A 16,242-nucleotide genomic window follows, 5' to 3' on the forward strand; every position below is an offset into this window, starting at 1 on the left:
TCCTGTGCCTAGCCGTAGATGGTTTCCTCGTCGTCGGACTCCTTGGAGATCCGCCGGCCGAGGTACAGCCCTTCAAGGGCCAGTTCGACGGCGGCGGCCCGCTGTCCGTCGTTGGCCGCACCCAGGCGGCGCCCAATTTCGTCATACAGGCCGGATCCGTTCAGCGACGGGAGGTTGCCCAGGAACTCCCGTGCCGTGACCTGTTCGCCGGTGGTGACGGTGCGGTGCCCATCCAGGGCCGCCACGAGGGGGCCCATGTCCAGGCCCTGGAAGTGGGCCCGGACAGCTTCAGCGGTGGCGGTCCGGAGGAGGTGGTCCAGGATCCCCTCCTCCCGTCCTTCCTCGCCGGATTCGAACTCGATTTTGCCCGTCAGCACCTCCACGGCGGGCTCAAGGTCGATGATCCGGGCTACTGCCTGGTCCTCGCCCCGCAGGCTGGCCCGGCGCAGGGCCGCTGCCGCCACCGTTTCTGCCCCGGCAATGGCGAACCGTGCCGACACGCCGGAGGCCTGGTTGATGGCAGGGGACTGCCGCAGCGCCCGGGTGTAGCGGGCCAGGATTTCAAGGATGAACGGCGGGACGTCGGCCACCAGCCGCCCTTCCTGCCGGATGACCGCTACTTCGTCTTCCAGCTCAATCGGGTAGTGGGTGCGGATTTCCGCACCGAAGCGGTCCTTCAGCGGCGTGATGATCCGGCCACGGTTGGTGTAATCCTCCGGGTTGGCAGAGGCCACCACCAGCACGTCCAGCGGAAGCCGCAGGACGTAGCCGCGGATCTGGATATCGCGTTCCTCCATGACGTTCAGCATGGCCACCTGGATGCGTTCAGCGAGGTCGGGGAGCTCGTTGATGGCAATTATGCCGCGGTTGGAGCGTGGGATCAGCCCGTAATGGATGGTTTCGGGATCCCCCAGGCGGCGGCCCTCAGCCACCCTCATCGGGTCCACGTCGCCAATGAGGTCAGCCACCGACGTATCCGGTGTTGCGAGCTTCTCCACGTAACGCTCTGAACGGTGCCGCCACGCCACCCGCAGCCGGTCCCCCTCGGTCAGCGCCCGGGCGCGTGACTGTTCGGTGATGGGTTCAAAGGGATGCTCGTTCAGCTCTGAATCCTCGATGACCGGCGACCACTCGTCCAGCAGCCCCGCCAAGGTGCGGAGGATGCGGGTCTTTCCCTGCCCGCGCTCCCCCAGGAGGACGATGTCGTGGCCGGCGAGCAGTGCCCGCTCCAGCTGCGGAACCACTGTCCGGCCGAAGCCGTACAGGCCGGGCCACGGGTCACGCCCCGCAGCCAGGGCGGCGAGGAGGTTGTCCCGGATTTCATGCCTCAGGTCCTTCAGGACATACCCGGCCGCACGCAGTTCACCAACGGTGTAAATTTCGGGGCGATCAGTCACCCCTCTACGGTAAGCCCCGCCCCACGGCTTATCGAGGGATTCCGCCAGATTCCTGTGCGGCTGGCCTTAGGCTTGAGCCGTGACAGAAAGCACACTGATTCTTTTGGTCCGCCACGGCGAGACGCCCACCACCGGCACCGTCCTGCCGGGCCGGGCCCCCGGCCTGCATCTTTCCGAACGCGGCCGGGCGCAGGCTGACGCCGCTGCCGGCCGGCTCGCCGGCCTGCCAGTGGAGGCGGTCTACTCATCGCCCCTGGAACGGGCACGGGAAACTGCGGAGCCCACAGCCGCGCGCACCGGACGGCCGGTCACGGAAGAAGCCGGGCTCCTTGAATGCGATTTCGGTGACTGGACCGGCGCGGCCCTCGCCGGACTGGCTGCGCTGCCGGAGTGGCAGACCGTCCAGCACAACCCGTCCGCGTTCCGGTTTCCCAACGGGGAAGGCTTCTCCGGGATGCAGGCCCGGATGGTTGCGACGCTGGACGATCTTCGGGCCGCCCACCGCGGTGGCGTCGTGATTTGTTTCTCCCATGCCGACCCCATCAAGGCGGCCGTGGCCCACGCGCTGGGCACGCACCTGGACCTCTTCCAACGGATCATGATCAGCCCGGCGTCGGTCTCTGTGATCTCCTACACTGACGGGCAGGCTCCGGCCGTGCTCACGGTGAATTCGACGTCGGAACCCCTCAGCGGTCTGAGGTCGCCGTGACCAGGCCGGGATGCGTATGGGGCATGCGGTGTCCGCGCGGGAGCTGACCCTCCTCACCGACGGCCGCGTGGAGCTGCTGGGCCGCATCATGAGCGGAAGCAATGCCACGTTCCTCGCGGAGGTTTCCTGCGAGGGTGATTCCGCGTGGGCCGTCTACAAGCCGGAGGCGGGAGAACGGCCCCTGGTGGATTTCGACGCCGGCCTGTACCGCCGGGAGTGCGCAGCGTTCCAGCTGAGCGAAGCGCTGGGCTGGGGCATGGTGCCCCCTACGGTGGTGCGCGCGGACGCCCCGCTTGGGGTGGGGTCGCTCCAGTGGTTCATCGAAGGGGACCACCAGGAACACTATTTCACCCTGTATGCCGACGCCCCGGAGACCCACGACGACCTGGCCCGGATGGCCTTGTTCGATTACGTGGCGAACAATACGGACCGGAAAAGCGGTCATGTGCTGCGCGGAACCGACGGGCGGATCTGGGGCATCGACCACGGCCTGTGCTTCTCCGCCGCCTTCAAGCTGCGCACCGTAATCTGGGACTTCGCCGGCGACCCCATTCCGGACCACCTGCTGGAGGACATCCGTCCACTGGCCGGCGCTGTTCCGGCCGAGGTGGCCGGGCTGCTCCACCCTGCCGAAGTGGCTGCCCTTCAGCGAAGGGTGCAGCACCTGTTGCGGGACATGGTGCTTCCGGTTGACCACACGGGGATGCGCTACCCCTGGCCGCTGGTCTAAGCTCCCGCGGGATCCTAGGCAGCCGGCTTGTGCAGGTCCTGGCGGCCTTCCAGCGCGGCCTGGGCCGCCGGCGCAGCCTGCTCAAGGTACGCCCCGATATGCTCCAGCAGGTAATGCTGGCCCAGGACGGTCGGGTGGTCGCCGTCGGGGCCGATCAGGTCGTCAAAGTCGTCGCTGATCCAGCCTTCCGAGATTGGGTCGACGAATTCTGCGCCGGCCCTCGCAGTGGCGGTCCTGAGCTGGTCGCTGATATCCACCAGTCCGGGGTCGGGATTCGACGTATACGACGGCGGCCCCACCACGATGATCCTCGCCTCCGGGGCAAGGGCCTCGGCCCTGTCCATCGCCGCCAGCGCAGCGTCGCCGACCTCCGAGGAGGCATAGCCAAGGTCGTTCTCCGAACCGAAGAAGACCACGATTCCGGTGTCCGGGGTGACGAAGTCGTCAACCTGGGTCCCGAAGGTTCCGTTGTAGTCGCCCAGGCTGACGTAGCCGCTGCCGTCCTCGGCCGCGTTGACTACTTCCAGCCCTGCCACGCCAGGGTCCGTCCGCATCAGCGCCGGCCACGCCTCCTGCGGGGACGTCCCATGGCCGGTGCTCAGCGAGTCCCCCACCACCACAACGCGGACCAGGGGTGAAGCGGTGGCCGTTGGCCGGGTCTGGGCGGCGCTTCCCGACGTCACGGCCAGGAGGATGGCGGCCACCCCGGCCGTCAACAGCCGGGCGGGGTGCCCGTGCAGCAGCATGCTGTCCTGCATGGCGCCCTCCTCCGTCCTGGATTTACCGGGTGGCCGGGCAGGTGCCCGGCAGCGGTTCGTCTTGTTGTCCGTGTCCCATCGTAGGCAATTGTGGGATTACTTTAGGGCCAAAGGTGACCGGATCAACAGGATGCACAGCGACTCCACAGGAACGTTTAGGGCATTAGGTACCCCTGGCCGGGCTCCGGGACCCTAGAACTTTCCATAGCGTGCACGCGCCATGGAGTACACGCCGTAGCAGATAAGCCCTGCGGCGATGGCAGCAAGGAGGAACACGCCGTACGGCTGCGAACCGAGTGTCTTCAGCCCCCCGTCGAGGCCTGAGGATTTGGAGGGGTCAGCGGTTGCGGCGGCCACAATGATCAGGACTCCGACGACGGCGAGCACCACGCCCTTGGCTGCGTAGCCGATCGTGCCGATCCACTCCACGGCCGTCCGAGCGTTTCCCGGGTCCTGCAGGTCCTCCATGAATTTCCGGGTGACACCCCGGAACGCGTAAAAGACGCCGGCGCCAATGATCGCCAGGCCGACCACCACCAGGACAACCACCCCGGCCGGCGCTCCCATCAGCTTTGCGGTGAAATCACTGGCGGACTGGCTGGAGTTCTTGCTGCCGCCGGAGGCGAAGACGGCAAAGGTGAAGGCAAGGAAACCGAAGACCACTGCCTTCCCCGCTGCGCTGGCTGCGTTCTTCAGCTTCGTTTTGGAGTCGGTCTCCGTGTGTGCCCCGAAAACTGCCTCGCTGACCATCCACAGGGCCAGCGCGGCACACGCAACAGCACCGGCCCACAGCAGGATGCCGCCGCCGGGCTTGGAAGCCAGGGCACCGATCGCCCCGGACTGGTCGGCTTCTCCCCCCTGGCCCCGGGTCAGCTGCAACGCGATGGCCCCGATCAGGATGTGCACCAGGCCGATGAAAACGAATCCGGCGCGTGCCAGGATCCGCACTGCCGGGCTGCGGCTCGCGGACGCGGCCTCGGATACTGCCCTGTTAGCTCCCTGCGACGCGTTGCCCATGGCCGGCCCTTCCACCTATGTAGTTGATCTTGTGTTTTCGGTCCGCTTCCCCCGCCTGCGCCGCGGAATGCTTCAGTGTAAATCCGTCTGCGCCGTCCCGACAGATCCCGGAAAGTTCAGGCCACGCACGGACGCCTACTAGAGTCGAAGCGGTGCATGCCAAACAGAACACCGGGACATTGACCGCGCTGAACACCTCCGCTCCCGCGGCGGCCCACGCCGAAGACGGATTCGTCCGCGTGCGCGGCGCCCGTGAAAACAACCTGCGGAACATCAGCGTGGATGTGCCGCGGGACGCGATCGTGGCGTTCACCGGCGTCTCGGGTTCCGGCAAGTCGTCCTTGGCATTCGGCACCATCTACGCGGAGGCGCAGCGCCGGTTCTTCGAATCCGTGGCGCCCTACGCCCGCCGGCTTATCCAGCAGGGCCACAATCCCAAGGTGGACCTCATCACCGGGCTGCCGCCCGCCGTCGCCCTCCAGCAGCGCCGCGGAACCGCAACGTCCCGCTCCACCGTGGGAACGGTCACCACCTTGTCCAATTCGCTCCGGATGCTGTTTTCCCGCGCCGGCAGCTACCCGGAGGGCGCGGCACCCCTCGATTCGGACGCTTTCTCCCCCAACACCGCTGCCGGCGCCTGCCCGGAATGCCACGGGCTGGGCACGGCGCACACCGTGACGGAGGCGTCCCTGGTCCCGGACCCCTCGCTGAGCATCCGTGAGGGGGCAATCGCCGCGTGGCCCGGTGCCTGGCAGGGCAAGAACCTACGCGACATCCTGACCCACCTGGGCTACGACGTGGACGTCCCGTGGCGGCGGTTGCCCAGGAAACAGCGGGACTGGATCCTGTTCACCGAAGAGCAGCCAGTGGTGGAGGTGACACCCCAGCGGGACCGCGTGGCCAAGCCCTACAAGGGCAGGTTCTGGAGTGCCAAAAGCTACGTCATGCACACATTGCTCGATTCCAAGAGCCCCGCCATGCGGGAAAAGGTCCTGCGCTTCATGGAGACCGGGCCGTGCCCGCGGTGCGGCGGAACCGGGCTCAGGCCCGAAGCCCTCGCGGTGACCTTTGCCGGCCACACCATCGCCGCGCTGAACGCGGTACCCATGACCGAACTCGCCGCGATCATCCGCCCCACCACCACACTGGCCGCGGCAGCGACAGCATCCCGCAAGCAGTCATCGGAGTCCAACGAAGTGGCCGTGGCCATCACCCGCGACCTGCTCCAGCGCATTACCGTGCTGCTGGAACTGGGCCTGGGGTACCTTGCGCTGGGACGGGCCATGCCAACGCTTTCGCCCGGGGAAATGCAGCGGCTGCGGATCGCCACCCAGCTCCGCTCGGGGCTGTTCGGCGTCATCTACGTGCTGGATGAACCGTCGGCGGGCCTGCACCCCGCCGACGCCGAACCCCTCCTGGCCGTCCTGGACCAGCTCAAGTCGTCAGGAAATTCCGTCTTCGTGGTGGAACACAACATGGACATGGTCCGCCGGGCGGACTGGCTGGTGGACGTGGGGCCGCGGGCGGGCGAAGACGGCGGAAAAGTGCTCTACAGCGGCCCCGTGCAGGGCCTCGATGAGGTGCCGGAGTCCGTGACACGGCCGTTCCTGTTCCCAGGCGCCCCACAGGAGGGAGCGGACGACGGCGGCGCCCGGCAAGGTGCCCGGCGCGAAGCGTCCGGGTGGCTGGAACTGCGGGACGTCAACCGGCACAACCTGCGGAACCTGGACGCGGCTTTTCCGCTTGGCGTCCTGACAGCGGTCACCGGGGTCTCCGGTTCCGGAAAGTCCACCCTGGTCAGCCGGGTCCTGGCCGATGTCGCCGGCGCCGTGCTGCAGGCCGGGACCGGAACACCAGACGAGGAGCCGGACGAGGACGCGGGGGAACAGGGCGGAACCGGGACCGTTGGGTACGTGTCCGGCCTGGAGCTGATCGACCGCCTGGTGAAAGTGGACCAGAGGCCGATCGGCCGGACCCCGCGCTCCAATCTGGCAACCTACACGGGCCTGTTCGATGCGGTCCGCAAGGAATTCGCCGCCACCGGGGCTGCCCGGAGCCGGGGATTCGGGGCCGGCCGCTTTTCCTTCAACGTGGCAGGGGGCAGGTGCGAGACGTGCCAGGGCGAAGGTTTCGTGGCCGTGGAGCTCCTGTTCCTTCCCGGCAGCTACGGTCCGTGTCCGGAATGCGACGGAACGCGGTACAACCCGGAAACCCTGGCGGTCACCTACCAGGGCAGGAACATCGCCGAAGTGCTGGGCATGACGGTCAACGCTGCCTCTGGTTTCCTCGCCGGCGTGCCCTCGGCCGCCCGGTCCCTCAAGACGCTCCAGGAGGTGGGCCTGGGCTACCTTCGTCTTGGCCAGCCTGCCACCGAACTTTCCGGCGGGGAGGCCCAGCGGATCAAGTTGGCTACGGAACTGCAGCGGGCACGCCGGGGGCACACCCTGTACCTCCTGGATGAGCCCACCACCGGCCTGCACCCGGCCGACGTCCAGCTCCTCATGGCACAGTTGAACCGCCTGGTGGACGCCGGGAACACGGTGATCGTCGTGGAACACGCCATGGATGTGGTGGCGGCCGCAGACTGGGTGATGGACCTGGGGCCCGCCGGTGGCGACGCCGGCGGCAGGATCGTCGCCGCCGGCGGCCCGGCCGCCGTCGCGCGTTCCCGCAGCAGCCGCACTGCCCCCTACCTCGCGGCAGCGCTCCGGGCGGCTTCCCCCGGCACGGACCACTAAGCCGGTAGCCTTGCCGCCACAGCCGTAACGGCGTAGGACAAGGGGATGCGGATCCAACGGGCGGCGCCTGGCCAGGACATCCTTCGCGGCCGGGTAGCGGTGGTGACCGGCTCGTCGCGGGGGCTGGGGTTTGCCATGGCCCGCGTGCTGGGCCTGCACGGCGCAACGGTGGTGCTTGCAGCCAGGTCCGGGGACGACGTTGCTGCGGCCGTCCGCCGCCTGCTCGATGAGGGGATCGCGGCATCCGGACGCCGCTGCGACACCGCCGAACTGGCTGACGTTGAGGCGCTTCGCGACGAGGCCGTTGCCCGGGGAACGCTGGATATCTGGGTTAACAATGCGGGAACGTCGGGGGTGTACGGACCCACAGCGTCGACGCCCGCCGACGACTTCACGCGCGTGGTGCGCACCAACATCCTGGGTACGTTCCACGGCTCCAGGGTTGCCTTGCCGGTATTCCTGGGCCAGGGGCACGGCGACCTGGTCAACCTCTACGGCCAGGGCGACCGGGGTCCGGTGGCGCTGCAGAACGCCTACGCCTCAAGCAAGCGGTGGGTCCGCCAGTTCACCGAGACGCTCCGCCTGGAAACCAAGGGCACCGGCGTACGGGTCCACGGCATGAACCCCGGACTCGTGGAAACTGCGCTCCTGGCGCGGGTGCGGTCCCAGCCGGGCTACCAACAGCGCCTCGGCGGCCTGCAGGTGGTGGTGGGGCTGTGGGGACAAAATGCGGGCGAGGCGGCGCTGCCCATCGTGGACCTTGTCACCTCGGACCATCCGGAATTCAGGTTCCTGACCAAGCGGCGGATGGTGGCTCACGGACTCCGCAGCGTGCTGGCCGGACGCCTGCGCCGCGTCAACCGGATGCCTTTGGACGTCACGGTGGTGGAGCCGGCGGCCCCGCCCCGGTCCGGCGGTGGAGAAAGCCCGTGACCCGGTCGCGGAATTCCACCGGATCCACCGCAGGGCCCTTTGGCGCGCGGCGGCCGGCTTCCGTCAGGAGGCGCAGGCCCTCGTCCACCGCTGCCTTCGATGCCTTTAGAGACGCCGACGAGACGCCTTTCCACGGGTCGAGGACTGCAGCCAGGGCCGCGTCCGCATCGTCGTCGGGGGCGAGGGTGGTGACCAGCCCCATGTCCCAGGCCTCGCGGGCAGTGAGCATACGGCCCGTGTAAAGAAGGTCCTTGGCCCGGGACGGACCTACCCGCAGTGCCAGGCGGGCGGCGAAGGTGGCCGGAACCAGCAAGCCCAGGCGTGCCACGGGCATGCCCATCCGCGCTGTTGGGGTGAGCAGTTGCAGGTCGCAGGCAAGGGCAAGCTGGCAGCCCCCACCGGCCGCAACCCCTTCGACCACGGCCAGGGTTGGGACGGGCAAGTCCTCGAGTGCCTGCAATGCAGATTCCAGCACGTCAAAGGTCCGGCCAACGTCCGCGCCCGACGTCCCGTCCCATTCGCTTATGTCAGAGCCGGCGCAAAACACTCCACCGCGGCCGCGCACCACGACGGCGCGCAGGGTCGGGCCGGAGGCCAGCCCGTGTACTGCGCACCGCAGATCCTCCCAGTCCCTCTGGCCCAGGGCATTGAGCCGCCCGCCGCTGCCGAAGGAAATCGTGGCAATGGACTCCGCCACGTCAACACCGACCGCCGCCATCAGAAGCCTGCCTCCCCCGGGGCTGGCATGGCTCCCGCGCCAGGCTCCGTCATGTGCCCTCCCGCGGCCTGAAAGGACCAGGCCACTGCGAGGCACGGATCCGCGGCAGGTGGAGGATGGGGCCAAGCATGCCCCATTCGTCCCCGCCCAGCCTTGACAGCGGATCAAGCCCGGCCACGTCCGGGTGGTCACCGCTGAGCACCTGGGAGGAGACGGCGGCGTGCACTACCAGGCCGAACACCAGGACACAGTCACCCATGCGCAGGGTCTGGTGAAGCGAGCATTCCAGCACCGCCGGAGAGTCCTTAACCCGGGGCGGCCGGACCATGGCACTGGGCTCACGGGCCAGGCCGGCGGCATCGAACTCGCTGACATCGGGGCTGAAATTGGTACCAGTGGCATTGACCTCCTGGATCAGCGCCGCCGGCGCCAGGTTCACCACGAACTCCCCCGTCGCCTCGATGTTCCGCAGCGAATCCTTCTCGCCGACGGAGGTGAACTGGATGATCGGCGGGTCCACCGAGGCCACGGTGAAGAAAGAGTGCGGCGCAAGATTGTCCACCCCGTCCGGGGATGTGCTGGACACCCAGGCGATGGGCCGCGGAACCACCACTGACGTCAGTAATTTATAGAAGGCCCGCGGCCCCAGGTGTCCAGGTTGAAAGTCCGTCCGCATCCGGCCCTACAGGTTTCTGGGCATTGCGGCGGCAGCGGCGTCCTTGGCCAGCGCCCCCTTGGCCCTGGGCAGGAAGATCAGGGCAAGCATGGCAATCACGCAGCAAAGGATGATGTACAGCGAAATCGACGTCGAATTGCCATAGCTCGCCAGCAGGGCGGCAGCGATGAGGGGTGCGGGACCTCCGGCAATTACGCTGGCCAGCTGGTAGCCCAGGCCGGCGCCCGTGTAGCGGATGTCGGTGTCGAAACTTTCGGCGATCAGGGCGGCCTGCGGTCCGTACTGGATGTCGTGCAGGATCAGGCTGACCACCACGGCAACGCCAACCCACAGGGAGTCCCGCGTGTTCAGCAGCCCAAAGTAGGGGAATGCGAACAGCGCGGTAAGCACAATCCCGGTTCCGTACACCCGCCGCCGCCCGAAGCGGTCGGACAGGCGCCCGAACAGCGGAACACTGACCAGCCCCAGCGCCGCCGCGATCAGCGTGTCATCAAGGATCGAGTTGCTGTCCAGCTTCAACTGCTTGGTGGCGTAGGTGATCACGAAGGTGATGAAGAGGTAGAAGGGCGCCTGCTCCGAGGTGCGCACCAGGGCGGAAAGGAGGATCTCCTTGGGCTGCCGGCGGATCACCTCGATGATCGGGGCCCGCACCACCTTGTTGGACTTGCGGACTTCGTCGAACTCCGGGCTTTCGATGACGCGCAGCCGGACGAACAGGCCCACACCGATCAGGATGATGCTCAGGATGAACGGGATCCGCCAGCCGTAGGCAGCAAACCCTTCAGTTCCCGTTGCGGCCGTGGTGATCCTGACGACGCCGGTGGACAGGACAAGCCCCAGCGGCACCCCGATCTGGGGCCAGGAGGCGGACAGGCCACGGCGGTTCTGGTCGCCCCATTCCATGCTCAGCAGGACAGAACCGCCCCACTCGCCTCCCACGCCGATTCCCTGGATGATCCGGAGCAGGACCAGGAGGACCGGCGCGGCAACGCCGATGCTTTGGTACGTGGGCAGGCAGCCGATCAGGACCGTGCCGAAGGCCATCAGGAAGAGCGTGGCCATAAGTGTCGTCTTGCGTCCAATCCGGTCGCCGAAATGGCCGAAGATCGCCGCGCCGATTGGCCTGGCAACAAAGCCGACAAACTGGGTACCGAAAGCCGCCAGCACGCCGGCGAAGGCAACCTGGCCCGGGAAGAACAACTGGGGAAACACCAGGGCGGCGGCCGTCCCATACAGGAAGAAGTCGTACCACTCGATGGTGGTACCCACCACGCTCGCCACCGTGGCGCGGCGTACGGCCTGCTCCCGGGTCACTCCTTGAATACTCATCATCACTCCGTTGGTCAGATGCAGTAGAGCGCCCGGCCTCATGGCAAGAACAAAAGGAGAAATTGTCAATGCCTGGCGCTGGACCCGCATTGCGGTTCCATTTCCATCGTGCGAGCACTGGTTGCCCATGTCAACGGTTTCCCACGCCGCACGACCCCGTCCGGGAACTGTGCGTGCCGCCGTCGCCCGTCTTTTATTGTTGCTGCAGGCAAATATCGTCACGGCTATGGACTCTTGCCCGGGGCCGAACCAGACTGTCTACAACAGCTGGCCGGAAGCACCGGAATTGACGGCAGTTTTATGTAGCCGGATAAATGGGCGGCTGTGTTTATTGGGGTTTTACCGTGATGCCGTTGCGCGGCATTGAAAGGATCTGGTTATGCCGGACTTTACAGCGTTCTTTCCGCTGCTCGCCATTATTCTGGGAGTGCTCTTTGCCGTTGGGTTTGTCTGGGTCGCCACCAAACTGATGTGGAAAGTGGCTGAACCAAATGAGGCCCTGATCATTTCCGGGCTGACCCGCGGAACCCTGGAAACCAGGGAGGGAATGGATTTCAAGATTGTCACGGGCAAAGGTGCCCTGGTCCTTCCCGGACTGCAGACGGTACGGCCGCTCTCGCTGACATTGAATGAAACCGAGCTAAAAGTCTCCTGTGTCACCTCGCAGGGAATCCAGGTCATTGTCGAAGGCGTGGTTATATACAAGATCGGGGACGCGCCGCCCTTTATCGCCAATGCCGCCCGACGTTTCCTGGGCCAGCAGCCAAAAATGGAAAGCCAGGTCTACAACGTCTTCGAGGGCCACTTGCGCTCCATCATTGGCAGCATGACCGTGGAGGAGATCATCCGCGAACGGGACAAACTCGCCTCACAGGTCCGCAGCGCCAGCGGTGTGGAGATGGAGAAGCTGGGACTGGTGGTGGACTCGCTGCAGATCAAGGACCTGCAGGATCCCACCGGCTACATCCAGAACATTGCGAAGCCGCATATCGCCCAGGTGAAGATGGAGGCCCGGATCGCCGAGGCAACGCGCAACCGGGAAGCTGCGGAAAAGGAAGCGGAGGCGGCCGCCCTGATTGCCGATGCGCAGAGTGTCTCGGCGATCCGGCAGTCGGTGGCACAGGCAAACGCCGAACGGGCCCGGGCCAATGCCGCCCAGGCCGGGCCGCTGGCCGAGGCCACAGCACGGCAGCAGGTGGTGGTGCAGGAAACAGAGGTGGCCAAGCTGGAAGCAGACCGGGAAGAGCAGAAACTGCAGACAACCATCAGGAAACCTGCCGACGCGAAGGCCTACGCCAAGCGCACGGACGCAGAGGGACAGAAAGCTGCGGACATCAGTGCCGCCGAGGCACTGGCGCGCCGCACCGAGCTTGAGGCCCAGGCCAACGCGCGCCGGACCGAAGTGACCGCACAGGCAAACGCCACGGCCGCGGCAGCGGCAGCCGGAGCCACCAAGGTTACGGGTGAGGCCGAAGCGGCCGCCACCAAGGCCAAGGGCGACGCAGCCGCCTCGGCGATCAAAGCGAGGGCCCTGGCCGAGGCAGACGGCATCAAGGCGCGGGCCGAGGCCCTCGCCACCAACCAGGACGCGGTCATCTCACAGCAGCTCGCCGAAAACATGCCCGCCATCATTGCCGCCGCCGCTGAGCCCTTCTCGCACGTCGGGCAGATGACCGTCCTGAACGGCGGCGAGGGCGTCAACAAGATGCTTGGCGGGATCCTGGCGCAGGCAGGCGACTACCTGCCCGCCCTCCGGTCCGCGCTGAAGAACGGCAAGGATGCCAAACAGCCACCCACCGCTTCCGGGGCATAGGGATACCATGCGCAAGGAGGTCGACAGGAGCCTGACCGGCAAGATCGGGCGGGTCACCGGCCGCATCGGCCCGGGCACCATCGGCGAAGTCATGCTGCCCTACCTTGGCGGCACCATGGCATTCCACGCCCATCCGTTCGACAAGACCAGTGACTTCCCGGTGGGCGCTGAAGTGCTGGTGATCTACTTCGACCCGCCGCAAACGGTATACGTGGAGGAGCTGCCGGACGTGCTCAAGCACACCCGGTAAGGGCTGGCCCCCGATTACCCGCCGGTGGGGCGCTACCGTCCGCCCTCCATTTTGCGGCTGCGCTGTTCCTGGGCCATGGGCCCGTAGGGATAGACCCCCACGTCGGGCTGGCTGGCCAGGGTGAGACGGGCGACCTCTTCGGCGCTGAGCTGCAGCTGGGCGGCCGCCAGGTTGTCGGCAAGCTGCTCCGTGGAGCGGGCACCCAGGATTACGGACGTCACGGCGGGCCGGTGTGCCAGCCAGGCCAGTGCCACCTGGGCCGGGCTCACATTGTGGTGGGCAGCGATATCTTCGACGGCGTCGATGACTGCCCACGTACGCGGGTTGTCATTGCGTGCCTTCCAGGCTTCCATGCCGCGTTCGGGGTTCTCCCCCAGGCGGGTTGCCCCGGAAGGCCGCTGGTCGCGGCGGTACTTGCCGGACAACCATCCTCCGCCCAGCGGCGACCACGGCAACAGGCCGATTCCTGCGTCAAGCGCGGCCGGTACGATCTCATGTTCGATGTCCCGGACCAGGAGGCTGTATTGGGGCTGCAGGCTGACGGGCGGGTTCCAGCCCTGGCTGCGTGCAACATGGACAGCCTTGGTGAGCTGCCAGCCCAGGAAATTCGAAAACCCGTAGTACGCGATTTTCCCGCGGCCTACGGCGTCGTCCAGGAACCGAACGGTCTCCTCCAGGGGGGTGATGGGGTCCCACGCGTGCATCTGGTAGAGGTCGATCTGTTCCACTCCCAGGCGGCGGAGGGAATCATCGAGTGCGCGGGTCAAGTGCCGGCGCGATGTTCCGACGTCGTTCGGTGCCGTTCCCATGGGGAAACGCCCTTTGGTGGCGATCACCGCCTGGTCCCTCAGGCCCGCCCGCCTGGCCAGCCAGCGCCCAATGATCTCTTCGGACACTCCCGAGCTGTAGACGTCGGCGGTATCAATGAAGTTGCCGCCCGCGTCGAAGTAGCTGTCCAGGATGTCGTGGGAGGTTTCTTCGGTCGCCTCCGCGCCGAACGTCATGGTGCCCAGCGCGAAGCTGGTGACGACGGCGCCGCTGTGGCCCAGGGTCCGGTGCTGCATGGTGAGTCCTCGCGTTCAGTGGTCGGTTGGTGGGAAAGTTGCGTGCGGCTGCGTCCCTCAGGCGAGGTGCACGGCATTCCATTCGAGCAGCTTGGGGTCTGCGAGCCCCTCGGTTACGAAGGGGTCTCCGGCGATGAACCGTTCAGCTTCACTGCGCGAAGTGAAGATGCCCATTGAGCTCAGGCCGGCTTCGGGAGACTGGAAAGGGCCCAGGGCAGTCAGCCCTCCGCCGTCGGCCCGGAAAGCTTCGTAGAAGGCCTTGTGCCGGGGATAGACGGACATGACCGTCGCCCTGTCCACACCCTCGCGCACGCTGTAGATCACTACGCATTCCATAGGGCCGAACTTACCCCATCCCCCGGCCATACGTGCCGGACGCGCACCTGGCGGCCCGCACCTGATGACGCCGGGGCCCGCCAGGGCTAGGATCAAAAATCTCCGGTCTGGCTCCCCGCATCGCCGGACTCACCAACGAGCTCCTCGACGGGATCGCTGCCGGCGGAAGCGCGGACCTGATCAGGGACCTGGCCTATCCGTTGCCGGTCATCGTGATTTCGGAGCTGTTGGGCATTCCCGCGGAGGACCGGGAGCGCTTCAAGCACTGGTCTGATGTCATCGTCAGCCAAACGCGGACCGCTCCCGCGGGCGAAACCCAGGACACCACCACGTCAGAAATGGTGGAATACTTCCTCGCCCTGATCGACCGGCGCCGGAGCAGGCCCGGCACGGACCTTATCAGCAGCCTGCTGTCCGCGGAGATCGGCGGGCAACGGCTGACGGTGCCGGAACTGCTCGGTTTCTGCAGCCTCCTGCTGGTTGCAGGCAATGAGACCACCGCCAACCTGATTGGCAACGCCGTTTTGTGCCTGGCCGAGTCACCCGGCACGCTTGGCCGGCTCCTTGAGGAACCGGGCCTGCTCCCCCAGGCGCTCGAAGAAGTCCTCCGCTTTCGGTCACCGGTCCAGTCCATGTACCGGGTGGCGGTCGCGGAAACTGTCCTCAGCGGCCAAAGGGTTCCCGCCGGCGCTCCGATAGTGGCGTGGATCGGCTCGGCCAACCGCGACGGGCAGCAGTTCCCGGCGGCCGCTGAGTTCGACATCGACCGCAGCCCCAACCGGCACCTGGCCTTCGGCCATGGCATCCACTTTTGCCTGGGTGCCCCGCTGGCACGGCTTGAGGCCAGGATCGCCCTGGAGGCGCTGCTGACCCGCCTGCCGGGCCTCTCCCTGGCTCCCGGAGCGGAACTGGAACGCATGGAAAGCAGCATCGTTTACGGGTTGAAGGAGCTTCCGGTCACCTGGCAGCGCGCCTGACGGGCAGGACGCCGGGGCCCGCTGCTTCGCCTTCCCGTCATTGGACCGTGTCCGTTGCCGCTGCGTAGGCGGTGGCCTGGGAGCGCACCTGGCGGAGGTAGGCGTCGGACTGGTTGTAGGCGTGCACTGCATCCGTCCAGCCCCGGGCAGTGGTGAGGTCACCGCCGTGGCCGCACAGATATGTGGCCGCACTTAAGGCTGCATCGTCAATGTTGAACGGGTCCGCTGCCCCATCCCCGTTCCCGTCCATCCCGGCGATCCGCCACGTGGAGGGGATGAACTGCATCGGGCCCACCGCGTGGTCCCAATGCGCGTCACCGTCCAAGGCTCCGCCGTCGGTGTCCGGAATGGCGGCGAACCCCGCACCGTTGAGGCTCGGGCCCACGATCGGGCCGCTGGCCTGGCCGGCGGAACTCAGGCTGCCGCCGCCGTAGGTTCCGTGGGCTGATTCGACGAAGCCGACGGCGGCCAAAGTGTTCCAGCCGATTCCACACGCGGGAGCAGCTTGGTTGGCGGTGACAACGGCACTGACGTAGGCGCGCAGCGCGCGCACGGGAATTCCGGTTGCTGCGGCGGCGTGGCCAAGCCACGTGGATTCGGGGACCGGTGTGACGTTGACGGCGGTGGCGATCCCGTCAGGCGCGGCCTGGAGCCTGGCCGCGGCGAGGGGCGGCGCCGGCGTGGCGGCGATGTCCCCGGCGCCTGCCTGGCCCATCACCCAGAAAGAGAACGCTGCACTGGCACAGAGCACGAAAAGGCTGAAGACCACAAAGCGTTTTACACGAAGCACCGACCAA

The 16,242-nt window shown here is 66.9% G+C and carries 16 protein-coding genes; 7 read left to right on the top strand and 9 right to left on the bottom strand.

Features of this window, described 5'->3' with window-relative positions; genetic code table 11:
* Positions 1-8: 8 nt before the first annotated feature.
* The gene (locus NIBR502771_RS15560; protein WP_141160552.1) at positions 9-1,397 is read right to left on the bottom strand and encodes a sigma 54-interacting transcriptional regulator; all 1,389 of its coding nucleotides are present in this window, start codon (positions 1,395-1,397) and stop codon (positions 9-11) included.
* Positions 1,398-1,476: 79 nt separating this feature from the next.
* Here NIBR502771_RS15560 and NIBR502771_RS15565 point away from each other — a divergent pair, with 79 nt between their 5' ends.
* Together NIBR502771_RS15565 and NIBR502771_RS15570 are read left to right on the top strand one after the other, a co-directional pair.
* Positions 1,477-2,106: an MSMEG_4193 family putative phosphomutase gene (locus NIBR502771_RS15565; RefSeq protein WP_141160553.1), complete on the top strand. Its 630-nt coding sequence runs from the start codon at positions 1,477-1,479 to the stop codon at positions 2,104-2,106.
* 10 nt (positions 2,107-2,116) lie between these two features.
* Positions 2,117-2,836 carry an SCO1664 family protein gene (locus tag NIBR502771_RS15570; protein WP_246839687.1) on the top strand — a complete coding sequence of 240 codons (720 nt, stop codon included), beginning with the start codon at positions 2,117-2,119 and terminating at the stop codon, positions 2,834-2,836.
* 14 nt (positions 2,837-2,850) lie between these two features.
* Here NIBR502771_RS15570 and NIBR502771_RS15575 read toward each other — a convergent pair whose 3' ends face one another.
* Together NIBR502771_RS15575 and NIBR502771_RS15580 are read right to left on the bottom strand one after the other, a co-directional pair.
* Positions 2,851-3,594: an SGNH/GDSL hydrolase family protein gene (locus NIBR502771_RS15575; protein WP_141160554.1), complete on the bottom strand. Its 744-nt coding sequence runs from the start codon at positions 3,592-3,594 to the stop codon at positions 2,851-2,853.
* Between the two features lie 192 nt (positions 3,595-3,786).
* Positions 3,787-4,611, bottom strand: a complete 825-nt coding sequence (locus NIBR502771_RS15580) for a DUF1206 domain-containing protein (RefSeq protein WP_141160555.1) — start codon at positions 4,609-4,611, stop codon at positions 3,787-3,789.
* Positions 4,612-4,763: 152 nt separating this feature from the next.
* Here NIBR502771_RS15580 and NIBR502771_RS15585 point away from each other — a divergent pair, with 152 nt between their 5' ends.
* Both NIBR502771_RS15585 and NIBR502771_RS15590 read left to right on the top strand, forming a co-directional pair.
* Positions 4,764-7,349, top strand: coding sequence for an excinuclease ABC subunit UvrA (locus NIBR502771_RS15585; RefSeq protein WP_141160556.1), 2,586 nt, complete (start codon positions 4,764-4,766; stop codon positions 7,347-7,349).
* Positions 7,350-7,394: 45 nt separating this feature from the next.
* Positions 7,395-8,282 (top strand): SDR family oxidoreductase, encoded by an 888-nt coding sequence (locus NIBR502771_RS15590; protein ID WP_141160557.1) that lies wholly within the window; start codon positions 7,395-7,397, stop codon positions 8,280-8,282.
* On the opposite strand, the gene NIBR502771_RS15595 is transcribed toward NIBR502771_RS15590, so the two are convergent.
* The 3 genes from NIBR502771_RS15595 to NIBR502771_RS15605 form a co-directional block, all read right to left on the bottom strand.
* On the bottom strand, positions 8,227-9,000 hold the full coding sequence (locus NIBR502771_RS15595) for an enoyl-CoA hydratase/isomerase family protein (RefSeq protein WP_141160558.1): 774 nt from the start codon (positions 8,998-9,000) through the stop codon (positions 8,227-8,229). The two genes, NIBR502771_RS15590 and NIBR502771_RS15595, sit on opposite strands and share 56 nt — an antisense overlap.
* 49 nt (positions 9,001-9,049) lie before the next feature.
* Complete coding sequence (locus tag NIBR502771_RS15600) at positions 9,050-9,613, bottom strand: flavin reductase family protein (protein ID WP_246839688.1); 564 nt, start codon at positions 9,611-9,613, stop codon at positions 9,050-9,052.
* Between the two features lie 69 nt (positions 9,614-9,682).
* The gene (locus NIBR502771_RS15605) at positions 9,683-10,990 is read right to left on the bottom strand and encodes an MFS transporter (RefSeq protein ID WP_210411230.1); all 1,308 of its coding nucleotides are present in this window, start codon (positions 10,988-10,990) and stop codon (positions 9,683-9,685) included.
* 394 nt (positions 10,991-11,384) lie between these two features.
* Here NIBR502771_RS15605 and NIBR502771_RS15610 point away from each other — a divergent pair, with 394 nt between their 5' ends.
* Positions 11,385-12,818, top strand: a complete 1,434-nt coding sequence (locus NIBR502771_RS15610) for a flotillin family protein (protein WP_141160561.1) — start codon at positions 11,385-11,387, stop codon at positions 12,816-12,818.
* 7 nt (positions 12,819-12,825) lie between these two features.
* Entirely contained in the window at positions 12,826-13,068 is a 243-nt protein-coding gene (locus NIBR502771_RS15615; protein WP_141160562.1) for a hypothetical protein, read from the top strand.
* 32 nt (positions 13,069-13,100) lie between these two features.
* Here the strand turns inward: NIBR502771_RS15615 and NIBR502771_RS15620 are convergent, their stop codons facing one another.
* Together NIBR502771_RS15620 and NIBR502771_RS15625 are read right to left on the bottom strand one after the other, a co-directional pair.
* Positions 13,101-14,132: an aldo/keto reductase gene (locus NIBR502771_RS15620; protein WP_141160563.1), complete on the bottom strand. Its 1,032-nt coding sequence runs from the start codon at positions 14,130-14,132 to the stop codon at positions 13,101-13,103.
* A 57-nt stretch (positions 14,133-14,189) separates the two neighbouring features.
* Positions 14,190-14,456, bottom strand: a complete 267-nt coding sequence (locus tag NIBR502771_RS15625) for a YciI family protein (protein ID WP_246839689.1) — start codon at positions 14,454-14,456, stop codon at positions 14,190-14,192.
* A 224-nt stretch (positions 14,457-14,680) separates the two neighbouring features.
* Here NIBR502771_RS15625 and NIBR502771_RS15630 point away from each other — a divergent pair, with 224 nt between their 5' ends.
* Positions 14,681-15,445: a cytochrome P450 gene (locus NIBR502771_RS15630; protein WP_246839690.1), complete on the top strand. Its 765-nt coding sequence runs from the start codon at positions 14,681-14,683 to the stop codon at positions 15,443-15,445.
* A gap of 37 nt (positions 15,446-15,482) precedes the next feature.
* Here NIBR502771_RS15630 and NIBR502771_RS15635 read toward each other — a convergent pair whose 3' ends face one another.
* Positions 15,483-16,214, bottom strand: a complete 732-nt coding sequence (locus NIBR502771_RS15635; protein ID WP_371706603.1) for a lytic transglycosylase domain-containing protein — start codon at positions 16,212-16,214, stop codon at positions 15,483-15,485.
* Positions 16,215-16,242: the final 28 nt, after the last annotated feature.

This window comes from Pseudarthrobacter sp. NIBRBAC000502771, assembly GCF_006517215.1.
Classification (GTDB): domain Bacteria; phylum Actinomycetota; class Actinomycetes; order Actinomycetales; family Micrococcaceae; genus Arthrobacter; species Arthrobacter niigatensis.